The sequence below is a fragment of the Streptomyces sp. NBC_00572 genome (assembly GCF_026341815.1).
Classification (GTDB): Bacteria; Actinomycetota; Actinomycetes; order Streptomycetales; family Streptomycetaceae; genus Streptomyces.
In genome coordinates this window covers 2,182,456-2,202,424 of sequence record NZ_JAPENX010000001.1, presented here as the reverse complement: position 1 = coordinate 2,202,424, position 19,969 = coordinate 2,182,456, and the positions used below count along the sequence as shown (strand labels likewise).

The 19,969-nt window shown below is 70.5% G+C and carries 17 protein-coding genes; 10 read left to right on the top strand and 7 right to left on the bottom strand.

The features are described from left to right. Positions 1–1,479: a CehA/McbA family metallohydrolase gene (locus OG514_RS09935; protein ID WP_266892998.1), complete on the bottom strand. Its 1,479-nt coding sequence runs from the start codon at positions 1,477–1,479 to the stop codon at positions 1–3. A gap of 100 nt (positions 1,480–1,579) precedes the next feature. Here OG514_RS09935 and OG514_RS09930 point away from each other — a divergent pair, with 100 nt between their 5' ends. From OG514_RS09930 to OG514_RS09920, 3 genes are all read left to right on the top strand, one after another. Continuing rightward, positions 1,580–2,410 (top strand): LLM class F420-dependent oxidoreductase, encoded by an 831-nt coding sequence (locus tag OG514_RS09930; protein WP_266892996.1) that lies wholly within the window; start codon positions 1,580–1,582, stop codon positions 2,408–2,410. A gap of 168 nt (positions 2,411–2,578) precedes the next feature. Beyond that, positions 2,579–5,164, top strand: a complete 2,586-nt coding sequence (locus OG514_RS09925) for a bifunctional FO biosynthesis protein CofGH (RefSeq protein WP_266892994.1) — start codon at positions 2,579–2,581, stop codon at positions 5,162–5,164. A gap of 132 nt (positions 5,165–5,296) precedes the next feature. Continuing rightward, complete coding sequence (locus OG514_RS09920; protein ID WP_266892992.1) at positions 5,297–6,415, top strand: ADP-ribosylglycohydrolase family protein; 1,119 nt, start codon at positions 5,297–5,299, stop codon at positions 6,413–6,415. Here OG514_RS09920 and OG514_RS09915 read toward each other — a convergent pair. Then, complete coding sequence (locus OG514_RS09915; protein WP_266892990.1) at positions 6,400–7,956, bottom strand: sodium:solute symporter family protein; 1,557 nt, start codon at positions 7,954–7,956, stop codon at positions 6,400–6,402. The genes OG514_RS09920 and OG514_RS09915 overlap by 16 nt on opposite strands. A gap of 175 nt (positions 7,957–8,131) precedes the next feature. Beyond that, positions 8,132–8,914: an SDR family oxidoreductase gene (locus tag OG514_RS09910; RefSeq protein ID WP_266892988.1), complete on the bottom strand. Its 783-nt coding sequence runs from the start codon at positions 8,912–8,914 to the stop codon at positions 8,132–8,134. Between the two features lie 82 nt (positions 8,915–8,996). Here OG514_RS09910 and OG514_RS09905 point away from each other — a divergent pair, with 82 nt between their 5' ends. Next, entirely contained in the window at positions 8,997–9,842 is an 846-nt protein-coding gene (locus OG514_RS09905; protein WP_266892986.1) for a hypothetical protein, read from the top strand. 162 nt (positions 9,843–10,004) lie between these two features. Here the strand turns inward: OG514_RS09905 and OG514_RS09900 are convergent, their stop codons facing one another. The 3 genes from OG514_RS09900 to OG514_RS09890 all read right to left on the bottom strand — a co-directional run bounded on the left by OG514_RS09900 (position 10,005) and on the right by OG514_RS09890 (position 12,231). Continuing rightward, the gene (locus OG514_RS09900; RefSeq protein WP_266892984.1) at positions 10,005–10,205 is read right to left on the bottom strand and encodes a DUF397 domain-containing protein; all 201 of its coding nucleotides are present in this window, start codon (positions 10,203–10,205) and stop codon (positions 10,005–10,007) included. Between the two features lie 200 nt (positions 10,206–10,405). Beyond that, entirely contained in the window at positions 10,406–11,266 is an 861-nt protein-coding gene (locus tag OG514_RS09895) for a helix-turn-helix transcriptional regulator (protein WP_266892982.1), read from the bottom strand. Between the two features lie 266 nt (positions 11,267–11,532). Beyond that, a complete protein-coding gene (locus OG514_RS09890) occupies positions 11,533–12,231 on the bottom strand; it encodes a GPP34 family phosphoprotein (protein WP_266892980.1) in 699 nt (232 codons plus the stop codon). 195 nt (positions 12,232–12,426) lie between these two features. On the opposite strand from OG514_RS09890, the gene OG514_RS09885 reads away from it, so the two are divergent. The 4 genes from OG514_RS09885 (at position 12,427) to OG514_RS09870 (ending at position 18,426) form a co-directional block, all read left to right on the top strand. After that, a complete protein-coding gene (locus OG514_RS09885; RefSeq protein WP_266892978.1) occupies positions 12,427–14,790 on the top strand; it encodes a D-alanyl-D-alanine carboxypeptidase family protein in 2,364 nt (787 codons plus the stop codon). A 380-nt stretch (positions 14,791–15,170) separates the two neighbouring features. Then, positions 15,171–16,856: an MFS transporter gene (locus tag OG514_RS09880; RefSeq protein ID WP_323181514.1), complete on the top strand. Its 1,686-nt coding sequence runs from the start codon at positions 15,171–15,173 to the stop codon at positions 16,854–16,856. 217 nt (positions 16,857–17,073) lie between these two features. Continuing rightward, positions 17,074–17,367: a hypothetical protein gene (locus OG514_RS09875; protein WP_266892976.1), complete on the top strand. Its 294-nt coding sequence runs from the start codon at positions 17,074–17,076 to the stop codon at positions 17,365–17,367. A gap of 615 nt (positions 17,368–17,982) precedes the next feature. Further along, a complete protein-coding gene (locus OG514_RS09870) occupies positions 17,983–18,426 on the top strand; it encodes a hypothetical protein (RefSeq protein WP_266892974.1) in 444 nt (147 codons plus the stop codon). A gap of 110 nt (positions 18,427–18,536) precedes the next feature. On the opposite strand, the gene OG514_RS09865 is transcribed toward OG514_RS09870, so the two are convergent. Then, on the bottom strand, positions 18,537–19,292 hold the full coding sequence (locus OG514_RS09865; protein WP_266892972.1) for a GntR family transcriptional regulator: 756 nt from the start codon (positions 19,290–19,292) through the stop codon (positions 18,537–18,539). Positions 19,293–19,370: 78 nt separating this feature from the next. Between OG514_RS09865 and OG514_RS09860 the strand changes: the two genes are divergently transcribed. Both OG514_RS09860 and OG514_RS09855 read left to right on the top strand, forming a co-directional pair. Continuing rightward, positions 19,371–19,649, top strand: a complete 279-nt coding sequence (locus OG514_RS09860) for a hypothetical protein (RefSeq protein ID WP_266900810.1) — start codon at positions 19,371–19,373, stop codon at positions 19,647–19,649. A gap of 12 nt (positions 19,650–19,661) precedes the next feature. After that, the gene (locus tag OG514_RS09855; RefSeq protein WP_266892970.1) at positions 19,662–19,961 is read left to right on the top strand and encodes a hypothetical protein; all 300 of its coding nucleotides are present in this window, start codon (positions 19,662–19,664) and stop codon (positions 19,959–19,961) included. The last annotated feature ends 8 nt before the right edge of the window (positions 19,962–19,969 follow it).

Genomic DNA, 19,969 nt, shown 5'->3' with positions numbered 1-19,969 from the left:
TCAGCGGGCGTCCAGGAACACCGGGTTCGTGAAGGCCAGGAGCGTGCCCGGCAGTGGGGGCTGGGCCGCCGGGTGGCGGACCTCGGCGCGTACGTACGTGGCGTACGCGGCGGTCGTCGACCACTCGGCGAGGCCCTCGGCCGCCGGCGTCGTGTGCAGCACGCCCTGGTCCGTGACGAAGCGGATCGTGCCGCCCTCCGGGGCGCCCGTCACCTTCAGCCGTACCGTCACCGGTTCGTCGCCGGCGACCCGCAGCCGCTCGCCGATGCCCGCCGTACGCCCCCGGCCGTCCGTCACCGAGAAGTCCAGGGAGACCGCGGAGGACTCGGCGACGTACGAGCGGCCCGCGCGCAGGCCCGCGAGGATCGCCTCCCGGCTCAGGTCGTCGGCGAGGACCACGGTCTGCGGGGTGCCGACGCGGTCCGGGTCGCGGTGGGCGTCGCTGTTGCCCATGGCCGGGGTCCAGCGGCCCTGGGCGAGCGCCGCGTCCCAGCCGGCCAGGGACACCTCGTCGTCCGGGGTGAAGGGGCCGTTCCACACCTCGACGGCGTCCGCGTCGCCGAGGCCGAACTTCCACATGCAGCCGATGCAGGTGGCGTGCGGATGGGCGGGGACGACGAGGCCGCCGGCCCGGCGGATCTCGCGCGCGAAGTGCCCGAAGCGGTTGTCGCGGGCCCGGTAGCGCCAGTCGACGAAGGTGCCCGGGTCGGTGCCGAGGGCGAGGACGTGCCCGTTGCGGGTGGTGACCTCCTCGCCGAGCAGGATCAGCAGGTCGTCCCCGGCAAGCTCGGCCCACGCGCCGTGCCCGCCATGGGTGTTGTGCTCGGTGGCGGTCAGGAAGTCGAGCCCGGCGGCGCGCGCGAGGGCGGCGACCTCGGCGGGGGTGCGGCGCCCGTCCGAGTACACCGTGTGGAGGTGGCAGTCGCCGCGGTACCAGGCCCGGCCCCGGCCCGCGGCCCGCTCCGGCGGGTACACGGGGCGGGGCGTCGGCGCCGGGGCGCCGAACCGGAGGGTGAGGGTGACGGTGTACGGGAGTCCCCGCGGGGCCACGGTGTAGGGGGCCAGGACGACGAACCAGGTCCCGGCCTTGAGCGGCCCGGCGACGTAACCGGGCGTCGCCTCGTCCGCCCGTACGAAGAACTCCTTGCGCGCGCCGCCCGACCAGCCGCGGAAGCCGTTGCCGCCGAGTGCGGTGCCGCGCTGGTCGAAGAGGCCGATGTCGAGGGCGTTGCCCTGGGTGCCGGCGGGGACGGCGGGCCGCTCGTAGGAATACGCGACATGGAGTTCGCGCACGCCGCGGGGAAGCTCGACGGGGAGGTACACGTAGTCGGGGGAGCCGGGCGGCAGGGTGCCCGTCACCGTCTCCGTCTGTTCGCCGTCCTCGGCGTGGGCGAAACTCACGCCGCCCAGCGTGAGGGCCGAAGCGATGCCCGTCGTGATGCCTGTCGCGAGGAGTGCACGTCTGCTCGGTTCGCTCATACCGGGCACCCTGCTCCGCACCCGTGAACGCCCAGCCAACGCGGAACGCACTCGTGTCGCACCCCTCGGAAATCCGGGCCGTACGCCCTACCGTGCCGCTATGCGGATCTCGACCACGATCTTCCTGACCGACGAGACCATCACCCCGGTGCGGCTCGCGCGCGAGCTCGAACAGCGCGGCTTCGGCGGGCTCTACCTCCCCGAGCACACCCACATCCCCGTCGCCCGGGACACGGCCTACCCGGCCGGCGGCGAGCTGCCGAGGGAGTACGGACGCACCCTCGACCCCTTCGTGGCCCTCGGCCAGGCCGCCGCCGTCACCGAGCGCCTCGTGCTCGGCACCGGCATCACACTGATCGCCCAGCACGACCCGATCGCCCTCGCGAAGCAGATCGCCACCCTCGACCACCTCTCCGGCGGCCGCTTCACCCTCGGCCTCGGCTTCGGCTGGAACAAGGAGGAAGCCGCCGACCACGGCGTCGACTGGCCGACCCGCCGCGACCTGGGCCGCGACCGCCTGAACCTGATGCGGGCCCTGTGGTCCCCGGAACCCACGGCGTACGAAGGCGAGTTCGGCCACTCGGTCCGCGCGTCGGAGGCCTGGCCGAAGCCCGCGGGCGGCGCACCCCGCACCCTCCTGGGCGGCGCGGCGGGCCCCAAGCTCTTCGCCCAGATCGCCGCGCAGACGGACGGCTGGATGCCGATCGGCGGCCGGGGCCTGACGGAGTCGCTCCCGCTCCTGAAGGCGGAGTGGGAGAAGGCGGGCCGCGACCCGAAGACCCTGGAGCTCGTCCCGTACGCGGTCCTCCCGACCCCGGGCAAACTCGCGCACTACACGGAACTGGGCTGCGAGGAGGTCGTCCTCCAGCTGCCCCCGGCGGGCGAGACGGAGGTCCTGCGCACTTTGGACGCGTACGCGCAGTACCTCTGAGGAACGGCGCGTACGCGTGGTACTCCGAGGAACGGCCGACCGACCCGGGCGCGGTACGGACCCGGGCGCGGTGCCGACCCGGGCGCGGTGCCGACCCGCGGCCGGGGCCTGGCCGGTTCCGGTGGGGACCCCAACCTTCTCCCACGCGCCCGCTCGTATGCTCGTTTCATGACGGATGACCAGGAAGCTCGTCCCACCGCGAACGCCATGCGCCGTGCCCTCAAGCGGGCCAGGGACGGAGTCGCGCTCGATGTCGGTGAGGCGGCCGTGCTGTTGCGGGCGCGGGGGGAGGACCTGGCGGATCTGGTCGCCTCCGCCGGGCGGGTGCGGGACGCCGGGCTCGATGCGGCCGGGCGGGCCGGGGTCATCACGTACTCGAAGAGCGTGTTCATACCGCTCACCCGGCTCTGCCGGGACAAATGCCACTACTGCACCTTCGTCACCGTCCCCGGCAAGCTGCGCCGGGCCGGGCACGGGATGTTCATGTCGCCGGACGAGGTCCTCGACATCGCCCGGCGCGGGGCCGAGATGGGCTGCAAGGAAGCCCTGATCACCCTGGGCGACAAGCCCGAGGACCGCTGGCCGGAGGCCCGGGAGTGGCTCGACGCCCACGGGTACGACGACACCATCGCGTACGTACGGGCCATGGCCATCCGGATCCTGGAGGAGACCGGGCTTCTGCCCCACCTCAATCCCGGCGTGCTCTCCTGGACCGACTTCCAGCGGCTCAAGCCCGTCGCCCCGTCCATGGGGATGATGCTGGAGACCACCGCCACCCGCCTCTGGTCGGAGCCCGGCGGCCCCCACTACGGGTCCCCCGACAAGGAGCCGGCCGTGCGTCTCCGGGTCCTGGAGGACGCCGGGCGGTCGTCCGTGCCGTTCACCTCGGGGCTGCTCCTCGGGATCGGGGAGACCCTGGAGGAGCGGGCCGAGTCCCTCTTCGCGCTGCGCCGCGTCTCCCGCGCGTACCACTCGATCCAGGAGCTGATCATCCAGAACTTCCGCGCCAAGCCGGACACGGCCATGCGCGGAATGCCGGACGCCGAACTCGACGACCTCGTCGCCACCGTCGCCGTCGCCCGGCACATCATGGGCCCCTCCGCCTGCCTCCAGGCCCCGCCGAACCTCGTCGACTCGGAGTACGAGCGGCTCATCGCGGCCGGCATCGACGACTGGGGCGGGGTCTCCCCGCTCACCATCGACCATGTGAACCCGGAGCGGCCCTGGCCGCGGATCGAGGAGCTCGCCGAGAAGTCCCGCGCCGCCGGCTTCGAGCTGCGCGAGCGCCTCTGCGTCTACCCCGAGTTCGTCACCCGGGGCGAGCCCTGGCTCGACCCCCGGCTCCTCCCGCACGTCCGCGCCCTCGCCGACCCCGAGACGGGGCTCGCGAACCCCGAGGCGCCCGTGCGCGGCCTGCCCTGGCAGGAGCCCGACGAGGTGTTCACCGCCACCGGCCGCACCGATCTGCACACCACCATCGACACCACCGGTCGCACCCACGACCGGCGCGACGACTTCGACGAGGTGTACGGCGACTGGGAGGCACTGCGCGAGGCCGCCGCCCCCGGGATGGTCCCCGAGCGGGTCGACGCCGACGTCCGCGAGGCGCTCGCCGTCGCCGCCGACGACCCGACGAAGCTCACCGACGCCCAGGCGCTCGCCCTGCTGCACGCCGACGGGCCCGCGCTCGACGCGCTGACCCGGATCGCGGACGACGTCCGCAGGTCCGTGTCCGGTGACGACGTCACGTACATCGTCACGCGGAACATCAACTTCACCAACGTCTGCTACACCGGCTGCCGTTTCTGCGCCTTCGCCCAGCGCCGTACCGACGCCGACGCGTACACCCTCTCCCTCGACCAGGTCGCCGACCGCGCCGAGCAGGCCTGGGAGGTCGGCGCCGTCGAGGTCTGCATGCAGGGCGGCATCCACCCCGACCTGCCCGGCACCGCCTACTTCGACATCGCGCGCGCGGTGAAGAAGCGCGTCCCCGGCATGCACGTGCACGCCTTCTCGCCGATGGAGGTCGTCAACGGCGCCACCAGGACCGGGCTTTCGATCCGCGAGTGGCTCACGGCCGCCAAGGAGGCCGGGCTCGACTCGATCCCCGGCACCGCCGCCGAGATCCTCGACGACGAGGTCCGCTGGGTCCTCACCAAGGGCAAGCTGCCCACGGCCACCTGGATCGAGGTGATCACCACCGCCCACGAACTGGGCATCCGGTCCTCGTCCACGATGATGTACGGCCATGTGGACCAGCCCCGGCACTGGCTCGGCCACTTCCGCACGCTCTCCCGCATCCAGCAGGAGACCGGTGGCTTCACCGAATTCGTGACCCTCCCCTTCATCCACACCAACGCGCCCGTCTACCTCGCGGGCATCGCCCGCCCCGGCCCGACGGCCCGCGACAACCGCGCCGTCATCGCGATGGCCCGGCTCCTCCTCCACCCGCACATCCCCAACATCCAGACCAGCTGGGTGAAGCTGGGCACGGAGGGCGCCGCGGAGATGCTCCGCTCGGGCGCCAACGACCTGGGCGGCACCCTGATGGAGGAGACCATCTCCCGGATGGCCGGGTCGAGTTACGGCTCGTACCGCTCGATCCGCGACCTGGAGGCCATCGCGGAGGCGGCGGGCCGCCCGGCGAAGCCCCGGACGACCCTCTACGGCGAGGTGCCGGAGGAGCGGCAGCGCACGGCGAGGGCCTCGGACGGCCACCTCCCGGAACTCCTTCCGGTCCTGCCGCAGGAGTAGAGGACGGGTCCGGCGCTCTTCGGTCAAAAGCGGCCTGAAGGGCGTCGGATCACATAACGTTCCGGTCCCCGAACGGACGTACCCGGTCCATTACAGTGCTGAGCAGACCGGTCTACGGGGGGAGGGCACGTCGTGGCCACGACAGCCGCGGCCGTGTGGGGCCGCGCCGAACAGCAGGATTTCCGGGCCCGCGTACGGGGCTGTCTGCTCGGCGGAGCCCTGGGTGACGCCCTGGGCGCGGCCGTCGACGGACTCACCCTCGCCGAGGTGCGCGAGGCCCACGGACCTGACGGACTCGGCGAGCCCGCGCCCGCGTTCGGCCGCCGCGGCGCCGTCACCGCCGCGACCCAGATGGGGCTCTTCACCGTCGACGGACTGATCCGCGCCCAGGTCCGCCGCGACACCGGCGCCTGGCACCCGCCCACCGACGTCCACCGGGCGCATCTGCGCTGGGCCGCCACCCAGCGCGACTGGGGCCCCGACGAGCGCCGCAAGGACAACGGCTGGCTCGCCCGCGAGGAGTGGCTCTACGCCCGCCGCAACCCGCCCCGCGCCTGCCTCACCGGCCTCGGCGACGACATCCTCGGCACCCTCGACAAGCCCAAGAACCCCACCGCCGCCGACTCGGGCGCCCTCGTCCGCTCGGCCCCCTTCGGGCTGCTCGTCGGCTGGGAGGCGCAGCTCGTCTGCCAGCTCGCCGTGGAGTGCGCGGCACAGACCCACGGCGCTCCGGCCGCCGGCCTGGCCGCGGGAGCCTTCGCGGTCGTCGTCCACGGCCTCGCGCGCGGCGGCTCCGTCGAGGCGGCCGTGGACCGGGCCCTGGGGCAGCTGGCGGCGCGCCCCGGCCACGAGCCGGTCACCGAGGCACTCGGCCAGGCACTCGGAGCCGTACGGGAAGGGGTTCCCGACCCGGAGCGGGTGGCCGCCCTCGGCGCGGGGGAGGACCGGGCGGAGGGGCAGCTGGCGGCGGCCGTGTACTGCGCCCTGGTCGGCGAGGACGTACGGCACGGGCTGCGGCTCGCGGTGAACCACGACGGGCCCTCGGCGGTGACGGGGGCGCTCACGGGCGCGCTGCTCGGCGCCCTGCACGGCGAGACGGCCCTCCCGCCGGCCTGGCTGGCCGAACTGGAGGGCCGTGCGACGGTCCTGGAGCTCGCGGACGACTTCTCGATGGAGATGACGCAGGGGGCGGCCCTGCACGGCCCGGTGGAGTCGTCGCCGGGCTGGCTGGCGCGCTATCCGAGGGGCTGATCGGCGGCCCGCTCGGGCCCGGTCTGGGCGGGGATCCGGGCGGCGCCGGTCCCGTCCCCGTCGCCGTCCGAGCCGATCTTCGCGAGCAGCGCGTCCCGCTCCGGGGTGTCCTCGGGGCGGACGAAGCCGATGAGGACGTACAGGACGAGGGACGTGGCGAGCGGCGAGACGATCTGGATCTGGAGCTCGATGCCGTCGAGGCCGTAGTTGGTGAGCCAGAAGACGAAGAGTCCGGCGGCCCAGGAGACGAACGCGGCGGTCGGGCCCGACTTCCGGAAGGCGCGGAGCAGTCCGAGCATGAAGGGGATCGCGATCGGCCCCATGAGTCCGGCGACCCACTTGATGACGACGGTGATGATGTCCTTGAAGGTGGGGGAGTTGACCTGGGTGGCGACCGCCATCGACAGCGCGAGGAAGGCGATCGTCGACCAGCGCGCGGCGACCAGACCGGCCTTCTGCGTCCAGCCGCGGGCGGCCTTGCTGAGGGCGGGTGCGATGTCCCGGGTGAAGACGGCCGCGATGGCGTTGGCGTCGGAGGAGCACATGGCCATGGTGTGCGAGAAGAAGCCGACGACGACGAGGCCGAGGAGGCCGTGCGGCAGCAGCTGCTCGGTCATCAGGGCGTACGAGTCGGAGGCGTCGGGCTTCTTCGGGTCGACGAGCAGCGGCGCGACCCACATGGGGAAGAAGAGGACCAGCGGCCAGACGAACCACAGCACCGCGGAGAGCCGGCCGGAGCGGGTGGCCGCACGGGCGTCGGGGGTGGCCATGTAGCGCTGGGCCTGGTTCCACATGCCGCCGCTGTACTCGAAGGTCTTGATGAAGAGGTACGCCAGGAGGAAGGTCAGCGTGTACGGGCCGGCCGTCGGCGCGGTGTGGCCCTGGAGCTCGGGCCGGTCCCACACGGTCCACAGGGCACTGAAGCCGCCGAGCTTGCCGAGGACGGCGACGAGCATGGCGACGCCGGCGAGGAGCTGGATGACGAACTGGCCGAGTTCGGTGAGGGCGTCGGCCCAGAGCCCGCCGACCGTGCAGTAGATGCCGGTGACGACGCCGGTGATGAGGATGCCCTGGTTGAGGGAGATGCCGGTGAAGACGGAGAGCAGGGTGGCGATGGCGGCCCACTTGGCGCCGACGTCGACGATCTTCAGCAGGACGCCGGACCAGGCGAGGGCCTGCTGGGTCGGGAGGTTGTAGCGGTCCTTGAGGTATTCGAGCGGGGAGGCCACCTTGAGGCGGGAGCGCAGCCGGTTGAGCCGGGGCGCGAAGAGGTGCGCGCCGATGGCGATGCCGATCGCGATGGGGAAGGACCAGGTGACGTAGGACGTGACGCCGTAGGTGAAGGCGATACCCGCGTATCCGGTGAACATCACCGCGCTGTAGCCCGACATGTGGTGGGAGATACCGGAGAGCCACCAGGGCATCCGGCCGCCGGCGGTGAAGAAGTCGGAGACGGTGTCCACGCGCTTGTGGGACCAGACGCCGATCGCGACCATCACGCCGAAGTAGCCGATGAGCACGGCCCAGTCGAGACTGTTCATGGAGAGCCCCCTCCAGGGGTCTGGTCCGCCTTGTGAACGCCGTTCATGGTGTGGCGAGTTGCAAGGCAGGGACAATGCAATGGAGGGTCAAGGGACAGTAAAATCGTTCTGTTTACTGACCCTTGTTCATGTCTATGAACTTGTCTCGGATGGATTCAGGAGGCCCCGCTGGGTCTCATCGCATCAGCTCACCCGCGTTGACCAGCAACGACTGTCCGGTGATCGCCCGCGCCCGGTCCGAGGCGAGGAAGGCGGCCGCCTCCGCCACGTCCCCGTCCGTCGCGAGCTCCGGCAGCGCCATCCGCTCGGTGAGCCGGGCGAGCACCTCCGCCTCCGGGACCTTCTCGGTGTGCGCGGTGAACTGGACGAAGGCCTGCACCGGCGGACCCCACATCCAGCCGGGCAGTACGGTGTTGACCCGGATGCGGTGCGGTCCGAGCTCGTGCGCGAGGGAGTACATCGCCGAGGTCAGCGCCCCCTTCGAGGCCGCGTACGCCGCCTGCCGCACCTGTGTGGGCGCGGCCACCGCCGACTGCGTACCGATCAGGACCACCGAACCCCCGCGCTCCTTGAGCGCCGGCAGGCAGGCCCGGGTCATGCGGAGGGTCCCGAGCAGATTGACGTCGAGCACCCCCTGCCAGGTCGCGAAGTCGGCGTCTTCGAGGCCGCCGAAGTAGGAGTCCCAGGCGGCGACGTGGACCACCGCGTCGATCCCGCCGAAGCGCTCGGTCGCGAGGGCGGCGAGGGCCTCGCACTGCTCCTCGTCGGTGATGTCGGTGGCCCGGTACGCGGTGCGGCGCCCCTCCGGGTCGATCTCGGCGGCGGACTTGGCGAGGTTGGCCTCGGTGCGGGCCCCGAGGACCGCGTTGCCCCCGTCCCGTACGACCGTCTCGGCGATCCGATGGCCGAGCCCGGCGCCGACACCCGACACCACGACCGTCTTCCCCTGGAGCAGCATTCGGGTCCTCCCTGGGCCTGTTCATCGATCTGACGGTCCGTCAGAGTAGGGCCGAGTCGCCGACAAGGGAAGGGGAACGAGGATGAGCGAGGAGACCCGCAGCGAGACGTACGCGGAGCTGGCGTCCGTCGGCCCGTACGGGGTGCGGCCCGGCCACGCGCTGATCACCATGGTCGAGCCGCACCCGGGCCACGAGTACGCGTACAACCGCTGGTACGAGGACGACCACTACTACGCCGGCGCCATGGCCATGCCCTGGATGTACGCGGGCCGCCGCTGGGTCGCCACCCGCGAACTCCAGGACCTGCGCGGCCCGGAGAAGTCCGCCGTCGCCCGGCCCGTCACCGCGGGCTGCTACCTCTCCACGTACTGGATCACCGAGGGCCGCTACGACGACCACATGAAGTGGACCGTCGGCATCAACAAGCGCCTCAACCGCGATGCCCGCGTCCACCAGGAACGGACCCACGTCTTCACCGCGTTCCAGGACCACGAGGCGACCGTCTACCGCGACGGGGCGGCCGGCCCGCGCGACTTCCACGCCCTCGACCACCCCTACGCGGGCCTGATCCTCCAGGTGATCGACTCCGAGGGCCCGGAGGAACGCGCCGAGCTCCTCGAACGACTCCGGACCCGGGACCTGCCCCGGCGCCTCGCCGGCTCACCGGCGGCGATGGTCACGCTCTTCCGCCCGACCCCGCTCCCCGGCGACCGCATGACGTACGTGAAGCAGGTCGAGGGCGTCGACACCCGGCTGACCCTGCTGTGGTTCCTGGACCGGGACCCCAGGGAGTGCTGGACGGAGCACTTCGCGGACCTGGAGACGCTGGGCGGCGGCGGAGACGGTGGCCTCGGCCGGGTGGAGCTGGTGGCGCCCTTCATCCCGACGGTGCCGGGGACGGACCGGTACGTGGACCAACTGCGGTAGCCGGTCGGCCGTATCCAGCCGGTCGTATCCGGTCGGTCGTATCCGGTCGGTCGTATCCGATCGGCCGTATCCGGGCAAAGGCCGAGCCCCCTCGGCCAGGACGGCGGACCGGTCGAGAGGGCTCTTTCGTACTGCTGGTGGTGACGGCTTGAGCGGCGGGGCTCAGAGAGCCCCGTTGCTCACCTCGCCGACGAAGGCGTTCCACGATCCCGGTCCGAAAGAGAGGGAGGGACCCTCGGGGGCCTTGGAGTCCCGCACCGCGATCGCGGCCACGAGGGGGGACTTCACTTCGACGCAGGCCCCGTTCCCTCCGGAATACGAGGACTTCGTCCAGGTGTCGGTGCCACCCTGAATAATCGCCATGCTGCTCAGCTCCGGTTCTGCCAGTGGATGTCGCGCCAACGTTCTTGCCGGCGTGATCGACGCTACTTGCTGGTCCCGCCCGGCGGGACCGGCGTTCACACGTCCGAGTGGCATATTCCAACTGAGCTTCCGTGGGAGCGAGTACGCGGTGTACCGTACCCGCCCCGCTGTTTTCGGACCGGCGCGCAAGGCCGTTCGGCTCAGCCCCTGGCGTGCTTCTTCACCATCTCCGAGATGAAGTCGCGGGTCTGCTCGACGTTCAGCGCCTGCGCCCTGAGGTGCTCGTACATGACGCTGTACTTGCCGACGTCCTGCGCCTTCTCCAGGTACAGATCGCTCGTCACGCCCTCGATGTAGACGACGCTGGAGTCGGACGTGTCAGGGAACTCCAGGATCGAGTACTGGCCGCTGATCCCCGGATGCGCACCCATCTCGAACGGGATCACCTGCACGGTCACGTGCGGCAGGTGGGACTGCTCGATGAGGTGCTCCAGCTGCTCCACCATCAGCTGCCTGCTGCCGACGATCCGGTGCAGCGCACCCTCGTCGATGACCGCCCACAGCCGCAGCGGACGGTCCTCGTCCCGGATCCGCTCCTGGCGGCGGGTACGGACCGTGACCCGCTTCTCGATGTCCGCGGGCGCCGACTCCGGCAGCGCGCCGGAGATCACGGCCTCCGCGTACGCGTGCGTCTGGAGCAGACCCGGGATGATCTGCGGCTCGTACATCCGCAGACTCTCCGCGTCGGTCTCCAGGCCGATGTAGACGCTGTACGGGATGTCGCCGAAGGCGTGCCACCAGCCCTGCTGGCGCGAGTCCTTGGCCATCTGCATGAGGGAGTCGACCATGCGCTCGTCCTCGACCTCGTACACGCCGCACAGGTCACGCACATCGCGCTGACTGATGGAGCGACGGCCGTTCTCCAGCCGGCTGATCTTGGACTGGGAGACGAGAAGACGCTCGGCCACCTGCTCGGCCGTCATGTTCTTCGCTTCCCGGAGCTTGCGCAGCTCCTGGCCCAATCGGCGTCGCCTGACGGTGGGGTTGACGTTGGACGCCACGGAAACTGCACCTCCGGCTGTCTGCTGCGTAGCTGTGAGTATCTACCGCTTGGCAGACTGCCACCAAAGCCCAGGTGTGCGCTGGAAAATGACCACAACGTATGCGCCGGGGAACGACCGTGCCCCGTCATGGCGCCCGCCGGGAACGCCGGTGAAGCCCGGTGCGCCGGGAAAGCGGGAACGCCGTACGTGTGCGGGGCGGCCGTCCAGACCGCCCCGCACACCTGTGCGGCTCCCGGGTTGGTTCCTTGGTGCGTGCGGAGTGCTCAGTGCGCCGCCGCGCGGACCATGCTGCCGCGAGGCTGCGCCGGGACACCCGCGGCGCTCCGGCGCGGCTGTGCAGCCGCGCCGTTCTGGACGTCCATCACGGCGTGCGCCACGAGTCCGCCCATCGGGTCGTGCCGGATCAGATCGCGCAGCCGGGACCGCGACGACCGTCCTTCGTTGCCGGGGTAGAGGTGCTTCCCGAGACCGACCGCGTGGGCCAGCGCGGCAAGCGCCGCGGTCCGCGGGTCCGGCGGTACGCCGGTGCGGATCGCACTGTCCAGCCGGGAACGGATCTCCCGACTGATCGCCGTGTCCGTCGCCTGGTAGCGAGTCGTCGGCAACACCCCGCACATCTGGCCCTCCACGGCATGCACCATGCCGCATCGCTCCAGATGCGAGAGATACGTCTGACGGAGCCCCAGTCGGGGCCCGCCGATCCAGTGGACGGCCCGAACCGGGCTGCCGCGCCTGCGCAGCAGTTCCAGTGCGGAGTCCAAGGTCGGATCTCCGGTCGGCCGTGGCATCACCACGGCGATACGATCCCCGTCAGGGGCTATCCGACCTGCCAGCGCCAGCTCCACTAGCTGTGCACCGGCCAGGCCGAGGTCGAGCGACTGCGGCTGCGCAGTGGTACCCGTGGTCGGGTCCAGAGCGAGCAATAGAAGCTCTTCCGGAATACTTCTGCGGCTCCTGCCCATCCATGCCTCCCCGCGTGGATGAATGACAGGGTGACCCCTCTCACATTCATCTGTCGAGAGTGCCTGGGTGGTTCATCCGGGAACCAGTAGGTATGTCGTTCTCGTCTAGCACGGGGGCCAAGGGGTTCACACAGGACACTGGTACACGGACCGGTACATGGTCCGTACGTACGCACGACGCATGGAGGAGGCACGGTGGCGGGCGAGTCCCCCGACAAGGCGGAGCAGCAGGGGTCGTCTCAGGAGACGAAGGCCTCGGGCGGCGGCCGGGATCCGCGGCTTTCCGTACTCCGTGAGTCAGACGCCTCGTCGTCGGCTTCGGTTTCTTCGTCCTCGTCCTCGGAGGCGTCGTCCCCGGCGTCGTCGGTTCAGGTGGACCAGCCGACGGCCGTCTTCAAGACCCTCGCGCCCCGGACCCCGGAGGACGACGCGCCGTCGGCCGCTGCGGAGCCGGAGGCGGACGCGGAGTCGGAGCAGGGGTCGGAGACGGCCCCCGAGCCCGAGAGCGACCGTCTGAAGGCCGCGGTGGCGGCCTGGGTGGCGACGGCGGAGGAGCCGGAGGCGGAGGACGAGTCCGAGTCCGAGGAGGGCGAGGAGCTCGACGAGCCCGATGAGGGCGATTCGGAGCCGGACGAGTCCGTCGAGGACGAGCCCGCGGATGAGCCGGAGGACGACGAGCCCGAGGACGAGGCGGACGACGAAGCGGACGAGGAGCCTGTCGAGGACTCCGTGACGGACTCCGCGGAGGCCCCTGCGGATTCCTCCGCTTCCTCCGCTTCCTCCGCGGACTCCTGGTTCGCGGCGCGGAAGTCGGCGGAGGCCGAGCAGCCCGCGGCCGAGACGCCTGCCGACTCCGACGAGGACGACGCGGCCGATGAGGTCGACGCGGCCGATGGGGTCGACGCGGCCGATGACGTCGAGGACGAGCCGGTCGACCAGCCGACGACGATGTTCAAGGCGGTCCGGCTGCCGGCCGCGCCCGCCGTGGACCAGCCGACCACCGCGCTGAAGCTCCCGCCGTCCCTGACCGCGGACTCCGACAGCGAGCGCACGAGCACCTTCCTGCCGCTGCGGGCGGACATCCCGGCCGAGCAGAAGGCACAGAAGGCGCAGGAGGCCCCCAGGGCCCCGAGGACGCCCGAGGCGCCGAAGCCCGCCGCGGCGGCCCCGACCCCGGCCCCCATCCCCGTAGCGACACCGAAGCCGACGCCGGCCGCGGGGCCGGCGGCCGGGATCGTCGAGGCGGAGCGGACGCGGCAGCAGCCGCTCCCGCCGCTGCCCCCGCTCGACCTGCTCGCCGAGCTGACGAACACCCCGCCCCCGCCGCCGACCCCGCTGCGGACGACGATGCGCCGGTTGCGGATCTGGACCCCGCTGGTCCTGCTGCTCCTGATCGTGTTTGCGATCGTGCAGATGGTCCGTCCGCTGCCCGCACCCGCGTTGACGCTCTCCGCCGCGCCGACCTTCACCTTCGAGGGCGGCGAGCTGAAGCTGCCGTGGCCCACCGAGGGGCAGGGCGCCGTCGAGGTCGAGGGCGTCGGTTCCATGGGCACGTACGGGGCGCAGAAGCCGGCCCCGATCGCGAGCGTCACGAAGACGATGACGGCGTACGTGATCCTCCGCGACCACCCGCTCAAGGGGAGTCAGAAGGGCCCCGAGATCGAGATCGACGCGAAGGCCGCCGAGCAGGGCAAGGCGGAGCACGAGTCGACGGCGGCGGTCCAGCAGGGTCAGACGTACACGGAGAGGGAGCTCCTGGAGCTCCTCATGATCCCCTCCGCGAACAACGTGGCCCGGCTGCTCGCGCGCTGGGACGCCGGTTCGGAAGCCGCGTTCGTCGAGAAGATGAACGCCGCCGCGAAGGACCTGGGCATGAGCCAGTCCACGTACACCGACCCGTCGGGTCTGCTCGACAGCACTGTGTCGACGCCGCAGGACCAGCTGAAGCTGGCGAAGGCGGTCATGCAGTACGACGTGTTCCGCGAGATCGTGAACATGCCGAACCTGACGGTGGACGGCATTCCCGGCCGGATCGAGAACAACAACAACATCCTGCTGAAGCCGGGTGTCAGCGGCATCAAGACGGGCTCCTCCACCCCGGCCGGCGGCAACCTGCTCTGGTCGGCGAACACGGTCGTGGACGGCAAGAACCGCCGCATCCTCGGCATCGTGATGGGGGCCAAGGACGCCGTGCAGCTGGGTGAGAAGCTCCAGCTCGCCATCGACAACAGCTACAAGATCATCCAGCAGGCACAGAAGGACGTCACCTCGGCCGCCGTGGTCCGCAAGGGCCAGGTCCTCGGCTACATCGACGACGGCCTCGGCGGCCGGACGCCGGTCGTGGCCACCAAGGAGCTCAAGGCGATCGGCTGGCCGGGCCTCCGGGTGAAGCTGCAGCTGACGAACGGCGGCAAGGCCGTCCCGCACACGGGCAAGGCGGGCGACGTCGTCGGTCAGGTGTCGATCGGCACCGGCGCCGGCAAGGTCAGCTCCCCGGTCGCCCTCCAGGCGGACCTGGTGGAGCCCGGCTTCGACAAGAAGCTGACCCGCGTGGGCTGACCGGCCACCCGCTCGGCTGGGCTCCCCGGGTTCTCCGGGGCGCCCAGCTGTTAGCGTTTTCGGGGGGACGAGCACGACGCGTGACACACGCGAGAGAAGCGAGACGGGCAGCACGGGAAAGGGCCGCAGTGACCACCGCCGAGCCGACACGCGCCGAGCCGACACGGTCCGACCGCGTGGACTCCGTCCCTGACCCCGAAGAGTCCGATGCCAAAGGTGGCGCCGGTGCCAAGGCCGACGCCGACACGGATGCGGACGCCGACACCGATGCCGACGCGTCTCGTGATTCGCTCACGCGAATAGTGCTTCCGGCGCAACGGCCGGCCCCGGCGTCCCCTTCCCCGGCCCCGGTCCGGCGGCGGAAGCGCCGCTACACGGTCATGGCGGCGACCGGCCTTGCGGCCGTCACCCACATCCTGTGGTTCTTCTTCTTCGCGAACAGCGGCGGCGATCTGGCGGCGCAGGACGCGTGGGCCGAGTTCGTCGGCCGGCACCCGGACTCGGCGTACAACCTGGCCTGGTACGGCGGGATGCACCCGGTCTCGTACAGCGTGGTGTCGCCGTATCTGATGTCGCTGCTCGGTGTGCGCAGCACGATGATGATCGCCGGGACGCTGTCGGCGGGACTGACCGCGCTGATCCTGGTGCGGGTGCGTGCGGTCCGCAACCCACTCGCCTGCTCGATCGCGGGTGTCTTCGCGTTCCTCTGCAACGCGTTGTCGGGGCGGGTGACCTTCGGCCTCGGCATGATGTTCGCGGTCGGCGCGGTGGCGGCCGTGTTCTGCTGGCCGCACCGCTGGCGCCGCAAGCGCTGGGCGAAGGCGGCGGTGGCCGCGCCGCTCGCGGGCCTGGCGACGGCGTGCAGCCCGGTCGCGGGCCTCTTCCTGGGAGTGGCGGCGGCGGCGCTGTTCCTGAACCGCCGGCGCCCGGGCGCGTACGCGCTCGGCTTGGCCCCGGTGGCGGTCGTCGCCCTCTCCTCCTGGCTGTTCCCCTTCTCGGGCACGCAGCCGATGGCCTTCGGGTCGACGGCGCTGCCGCTGCTGTTCGGAGTGCTGACCTTCCTCCTCGTCCCGAAGGACTGGCGGACGGTCCGCACCGCCGCGGCGGTGTACACGATCGGCACGCTGCTGACCTGGCTGATCGACTCCCAGATCGGCTCGAACATCTCGCGGCTCCCGATGCTCTTCGCGGGTGTCGTGCTGCTCGCGGCCCTGCCGTACACGGCGCCGCGCTCACGCCGCTGGTACGCGCTGCTGCTCGCCTTCGCCGGACTGAACTTCTGGATCGGCTTCAAGGGCGTCGACGACGTCATCCGCACGGCCCCGGACGCCTCCTGGGCGCGCGAGCTCGCGCCACTGATCAACCAGCTCCAGGTGCGGGACGCGCGCAAGGCGCGGGTGGAGGTCGTACCGGCGTCGAGCCACCGCGAGTCCTCGGCGCTGAGCCCGTACATCAACCTGGCGCGGGGCTGGAACCGGCAGGCGGACATGGAGCGGAACCCGCTCTTCTACGACGACACCCTGAACGCCGTGAACTACGAGGAGTGGCTCGACCGCTGGGCCGTCCACTACGTGGTCCTGCCGACGGGTGCCCCCGACTCGGGCGCCGAGCAGGAGGCCGAACTGGTCGGCGAGGGTCTGCCGTACCTGACGCAGGTCTGGTCGGACGAGAACTGGCGCCTGTACGAGGTCGAGAACCCGAGCCCCCTCGCGACCCCGCCGGCCGAGGTGCAGAGCGCGGAGGAGAACGAGGTCGTGATCCGCGTCGGAACCCCCGGCCGGGTCCTCATCCGGGTCCCGTACTCCCCGTGGCTGGCCCTGGTGGACGAGAACGGCGGCAAGATCGAACCCCCGCAGGAGACGGAAGCCTCGAAACTGGCACGCGAGGAGTCGGACACGGAGCTGCCCAAGGTCTTCGCCAACGAGGAGGGCTGCCTCTTCAAGGCGGACGCGGACGCGGAGGGCGACGAGTGGACGGAACTCCTGGCCCCGAAACCGGGCGTCTACCGCCTGGCGGCCCCGTACAAACTCTCCCGGGGCACGGCCTGCCCGGAAGAACTCCGCTGACCGGTCTTCGGCACGCAGCCGCCCCCGGAGGCCTCGCGGGAACGGCCCCGACGAGCCGCGCGTACGCCACCCCGCCCCGCCACGAGAACGACCCCCGCCCCCCCACAACAGCCGCCGCCCCGTGCGGACCGTCACCGTGTGAACCCATGGGATTACTTACCGCTAGGATCTCGGGCGTTGTCGCAGCCGTGCGGCGGACCGAGATAGGGGCATCTCCATGGCCATCATCGTCACCTTCGACCTCCCTGGCGCCGGACAGGACCTGTACGACACAGTCATCGAACGCGTGACCGGCGGAAAGGGCTTCACGCAGTTCGCGGACCTGCCGAACACAGGCCTCGTCTCTCACGCGGCGGGGCCGGTCGACGGAGGCTTCCGCGTGACCGAGGTCTGGGAGAGCGCCGAGGCCCTGGAAACCCACGCGAAGCTCTTCGGCCCGGTCCTGGCCGACCTTGGCCACGCCGACCTGCAGCCCACGATCATCCCGGCGCACAACGTCGTCGTCCGGTAGGGACGGTTCAGGCCGCGCCCCGGGCGCTGAGGCCAGTCGCAGACGCCGAAGACCCCGGACCGTGATCGGTCCGGGGTCTTTCCGCTTGTGCCCCCGGCAGGATTCGAACCTGCGACACCCGCTTTAGGAGTTCGCTTGGACCGCCGTCGTGCTTGCTCTCACCTTTAGCAACGACGCTACGGCCAACCGTCCCATGCTGCCGCTGTCCACAGTCGTTGATGTCGGCGGTGGATGTCAGTGCTTCAAGACTCTGGCCGCGCGGCGCCGCCTCAGCGAGCCAGCAGCTAGGACTGTCCGTCAGCTCCAATGTTCGATTGAGATCACAATGGCGCTTCACTGCACTGGCTGCATAGCGGCGGCTTACGCGCTGCGGCCTTACATCGGGCTTCGACGAGGGGTGCGTGGCGCGACCCGCACTGCTGGATTCGATCAGATGTGACCCGAAAGGCGTAGCGAGAGTGGCGGCCCCATGGGGCGAGCCGCTACTTTTCGAACATGGTATCGGCACTTGACTCTACGTCAGCGGGTTGGCTCGGAGCCGACTGGGGCAGCGTGCCAGTTTGGGTCGGAACAACCATTACGAGTCTATCTCTAGGAATAGCAACCGTTTCCTTCTTGCGCAGCCAGAATGACAAGAAGCGCGAATACGCAGGAAAGATTGCGGCGTGGATCACCACGGAATACGAAGCAACTCAAGGGCCCTATTATGTGACCATCGTTAACGCCGGAAATGCCCCTGCCTATGAAATCGAAGTTGCTGACTCGAATTCTGGAAGGGTACTTGCAAAATGGGCCGAGCTACCTGCGAATCAGTCATTTCGGGAGCCGGTCGCTAAAGGGGAGAGAGGGGACTGGTCCCCCAGCAGTACAACGCACACCGTCAGAATGCGCCCCGCTGACGACGGAATGGTGTCAGGAAAGTTCCTGATCGAGGACAAGTCGGTCGACCTTAAGTTCCGAGACGCACTCGGAAGGCGATGGAGAATCGACAAGAAGGGGCGAATCTCTCACCTGCAGAGCCGCTGGACGATCACCACAAAGGGCCACGACTCCCCATAGGCCCGCGAAGCGACTCAGGGCGGTAGCATTCTGCGCCACACATCAGGTCGATACGGCGGCTTTGGACAGGAGCTGCCATAGAGGAGAGCGGAGTTCGATGGTAGATTCCGTCAGCGACTGACGGAAACCTCGTAGACGATCTCACAGAGAGCGGCTGGCACGATGATGTCGGCCGTCTCGACGGGCCGGCCCTGGTCGCTGTAGTACGTCCGCCGGATGTGCGTGACGAGCGCGGCCTTCTGAATCCCGAGGAGCGACGCCTCCTCGGCGGTCGCCTGCCGCGGCTCCGGCTGCTCGACGGCATGGCTGACCGTAATGCCGATCTCCACCATGCGGTTCACGACGCCAGCTCCGGCGTGAGGCCCGCCCTCGGGAAGGACGACGAGAGTCCCGCCAGTGAGGTCGTACGGCTCCCAGCTCGTCGACAACTGCACGGGCCGTCCGTCGGCGAGGAACTCGTACACGGTCCGGACGCACAGTTCGCCCTCACCGATCCCGAGCCGCGCAGCGATTTCCGCCGGCGCGGGCACCTTCGCATCGGTCCGGCTCTCCCAGCCGCCGTTCCGCCCAACGGCCTTCATGTCCGCCCGGAACGGCGACCCGTCAGGCTGCTCACGCGCCGCGGACCGAACCATCCGCACCCGCGCCCGGGGCTCGGCCACGTAGGTCCCGGACCCGGCCCGCCCCTCCAACACACCCTGGGAGATCAACAACTCCTGGGCCCGGCGGACGACGTTCTCGCCAACCCCGCACTCCTGGCCGATCTGGGCCCGAGAGGGCAGCCGGTCTCCAGGGGTCCACTCGTGCTCCGCGATCCGCTGCCGGAGTACGTCGGCGATGCGGAGATAGGGCGGCTGCTCAGGCATATGGAAAATCTAGTCCACTAGCTCTAATCTAGTTAACTAGCTTCACTGAAAGTGATCGCCGGTGACGGAGGCTGCCCTGTGCCTGCTCCAGAAGTAAGCGCGGAGGCCCTCGCCGCCCGGTTGTCCGCCATCGGACTGACCACACGCGTGCTCGATCACACCAGACACACGTCGATCGAAGCGGAGGTACCGGAATCCCTCCCCGCCGAGACATGGCGGGAGGTCCTGGAAGTGATGGCACAGGCAGACCGCTTCGGTCTCCTCGCCACCAGCCTGGGCGGCCGCACCCTATGGGCCGCCGTGAACAAAGCGGTCCCCGCGACAGGCGACGTCCGGGGACCCGGCCATCAGCGATAGGAGCTGATCAGCGTGCTCAACCGTATCCGCCGCGCCATCGCGCGCACCAGGGAGCGGTACTCCCAAAAGCCCCGGCACCGCGACGCGTTAAAGCCCACCCGCCAGACCCTGATCCACCCCAACCCGTCCGACGCACTGACGTTGCTCCTTCGGCAGTTCCGCGGCGGCACGGACTTCTTCCCGGGCGAGGAGACCGCCCTTGTTCGCCCGTACGTCCTGGCCAGCGAGCAGCGCGCACGGCAACGCTCGGCGCCGGTCCCGCACCACATCCTCGCCCACACGTGCTTCACGCCGGCGGAGGTCCACGGATGACGCGCGTT

Excerpts from the sequence above, each read along its gene's own strand:
- OG514_RS09935 (WP_266892998.1), bottom strand. The coding sequence starts at position 1,479 with ATGAGCGAACCGAGCAGACGTGCACTCCTCGCGACAGGCATCACGACG.
- OG514_RS09930 (WP_266892996.1), top strand. The coding sequence starts at position 1,580 with ATGCGGATCTCGACCACGATCTTCCTGACCGACGAGACCATCACCCCG.
- OG514_RS09925 (WP_266892994.1), top strand. The coding sequence starts at position 2,579 with ATGACGGATGACCAGGAAGCTCGTCCCACCGCGAACGCCATGCGCCGT.
- OG514_RS09915 (WP_266892990.1), bottom strand. The coding sequence starts at position 7,956 with ATGAACAGTCTCGACTGGGCCGTGCTCATCGGCTACTTCGGCGTGATG.
- OG514_RS09910 (WP_266892988.1), bottom strand. The coding sequence starts at position 8,914 with ATGCTGCTCCAGGGGAAGACGGTCGTGGTGTCGGGTGTCGGCGCCGGG.
- OG514_RS09905 (WP_266892986.1), top strand. The coding sequence starts at position 8,997 with ATGAGCGAGGAGACCCGCAGCGAGACGTACGCGGAGCTGGCGTCCGTC.
- OG514_RS09900 (WP_266892984.1), bottom strand. The coding sequence starts at position 10,205 with ATGGCGATTATTCAGGGTGGCACCGACACCTGGACGAAGTCCTCGTAT.
- OG514_RS09890 (WP_266892980.1), bottom strand. The coding sequence starts at position 12,231 with ATGGGCAGGAGCCGCAGAAGTATTCCGGAAGAGCTTCTATTGCTCGCT.
- OG514_RS09880 (WP_323181514.1), top strand. The coding sequence starts at position 15,171 with ATGGCGGCGACCGGCCTTGCGGCCGTCACCCACATCCTGTGGTTCTTC.
- OG514_RS09875 (WP_266892976.1), top strand. The coding sequence starts at position 17,074 with ATGGCCATCATCGTCACCTTCGACCTCCCTGGCGCCGGACAGGACCTG.
- OG514_RS09865 (WP_266892972.1), bottom strand. The coding sequence starts at position 19,292 with ATGCCTGAGCAGCCGCCCTATCTCCGCATCGCCGACGTACTCCGGCAG.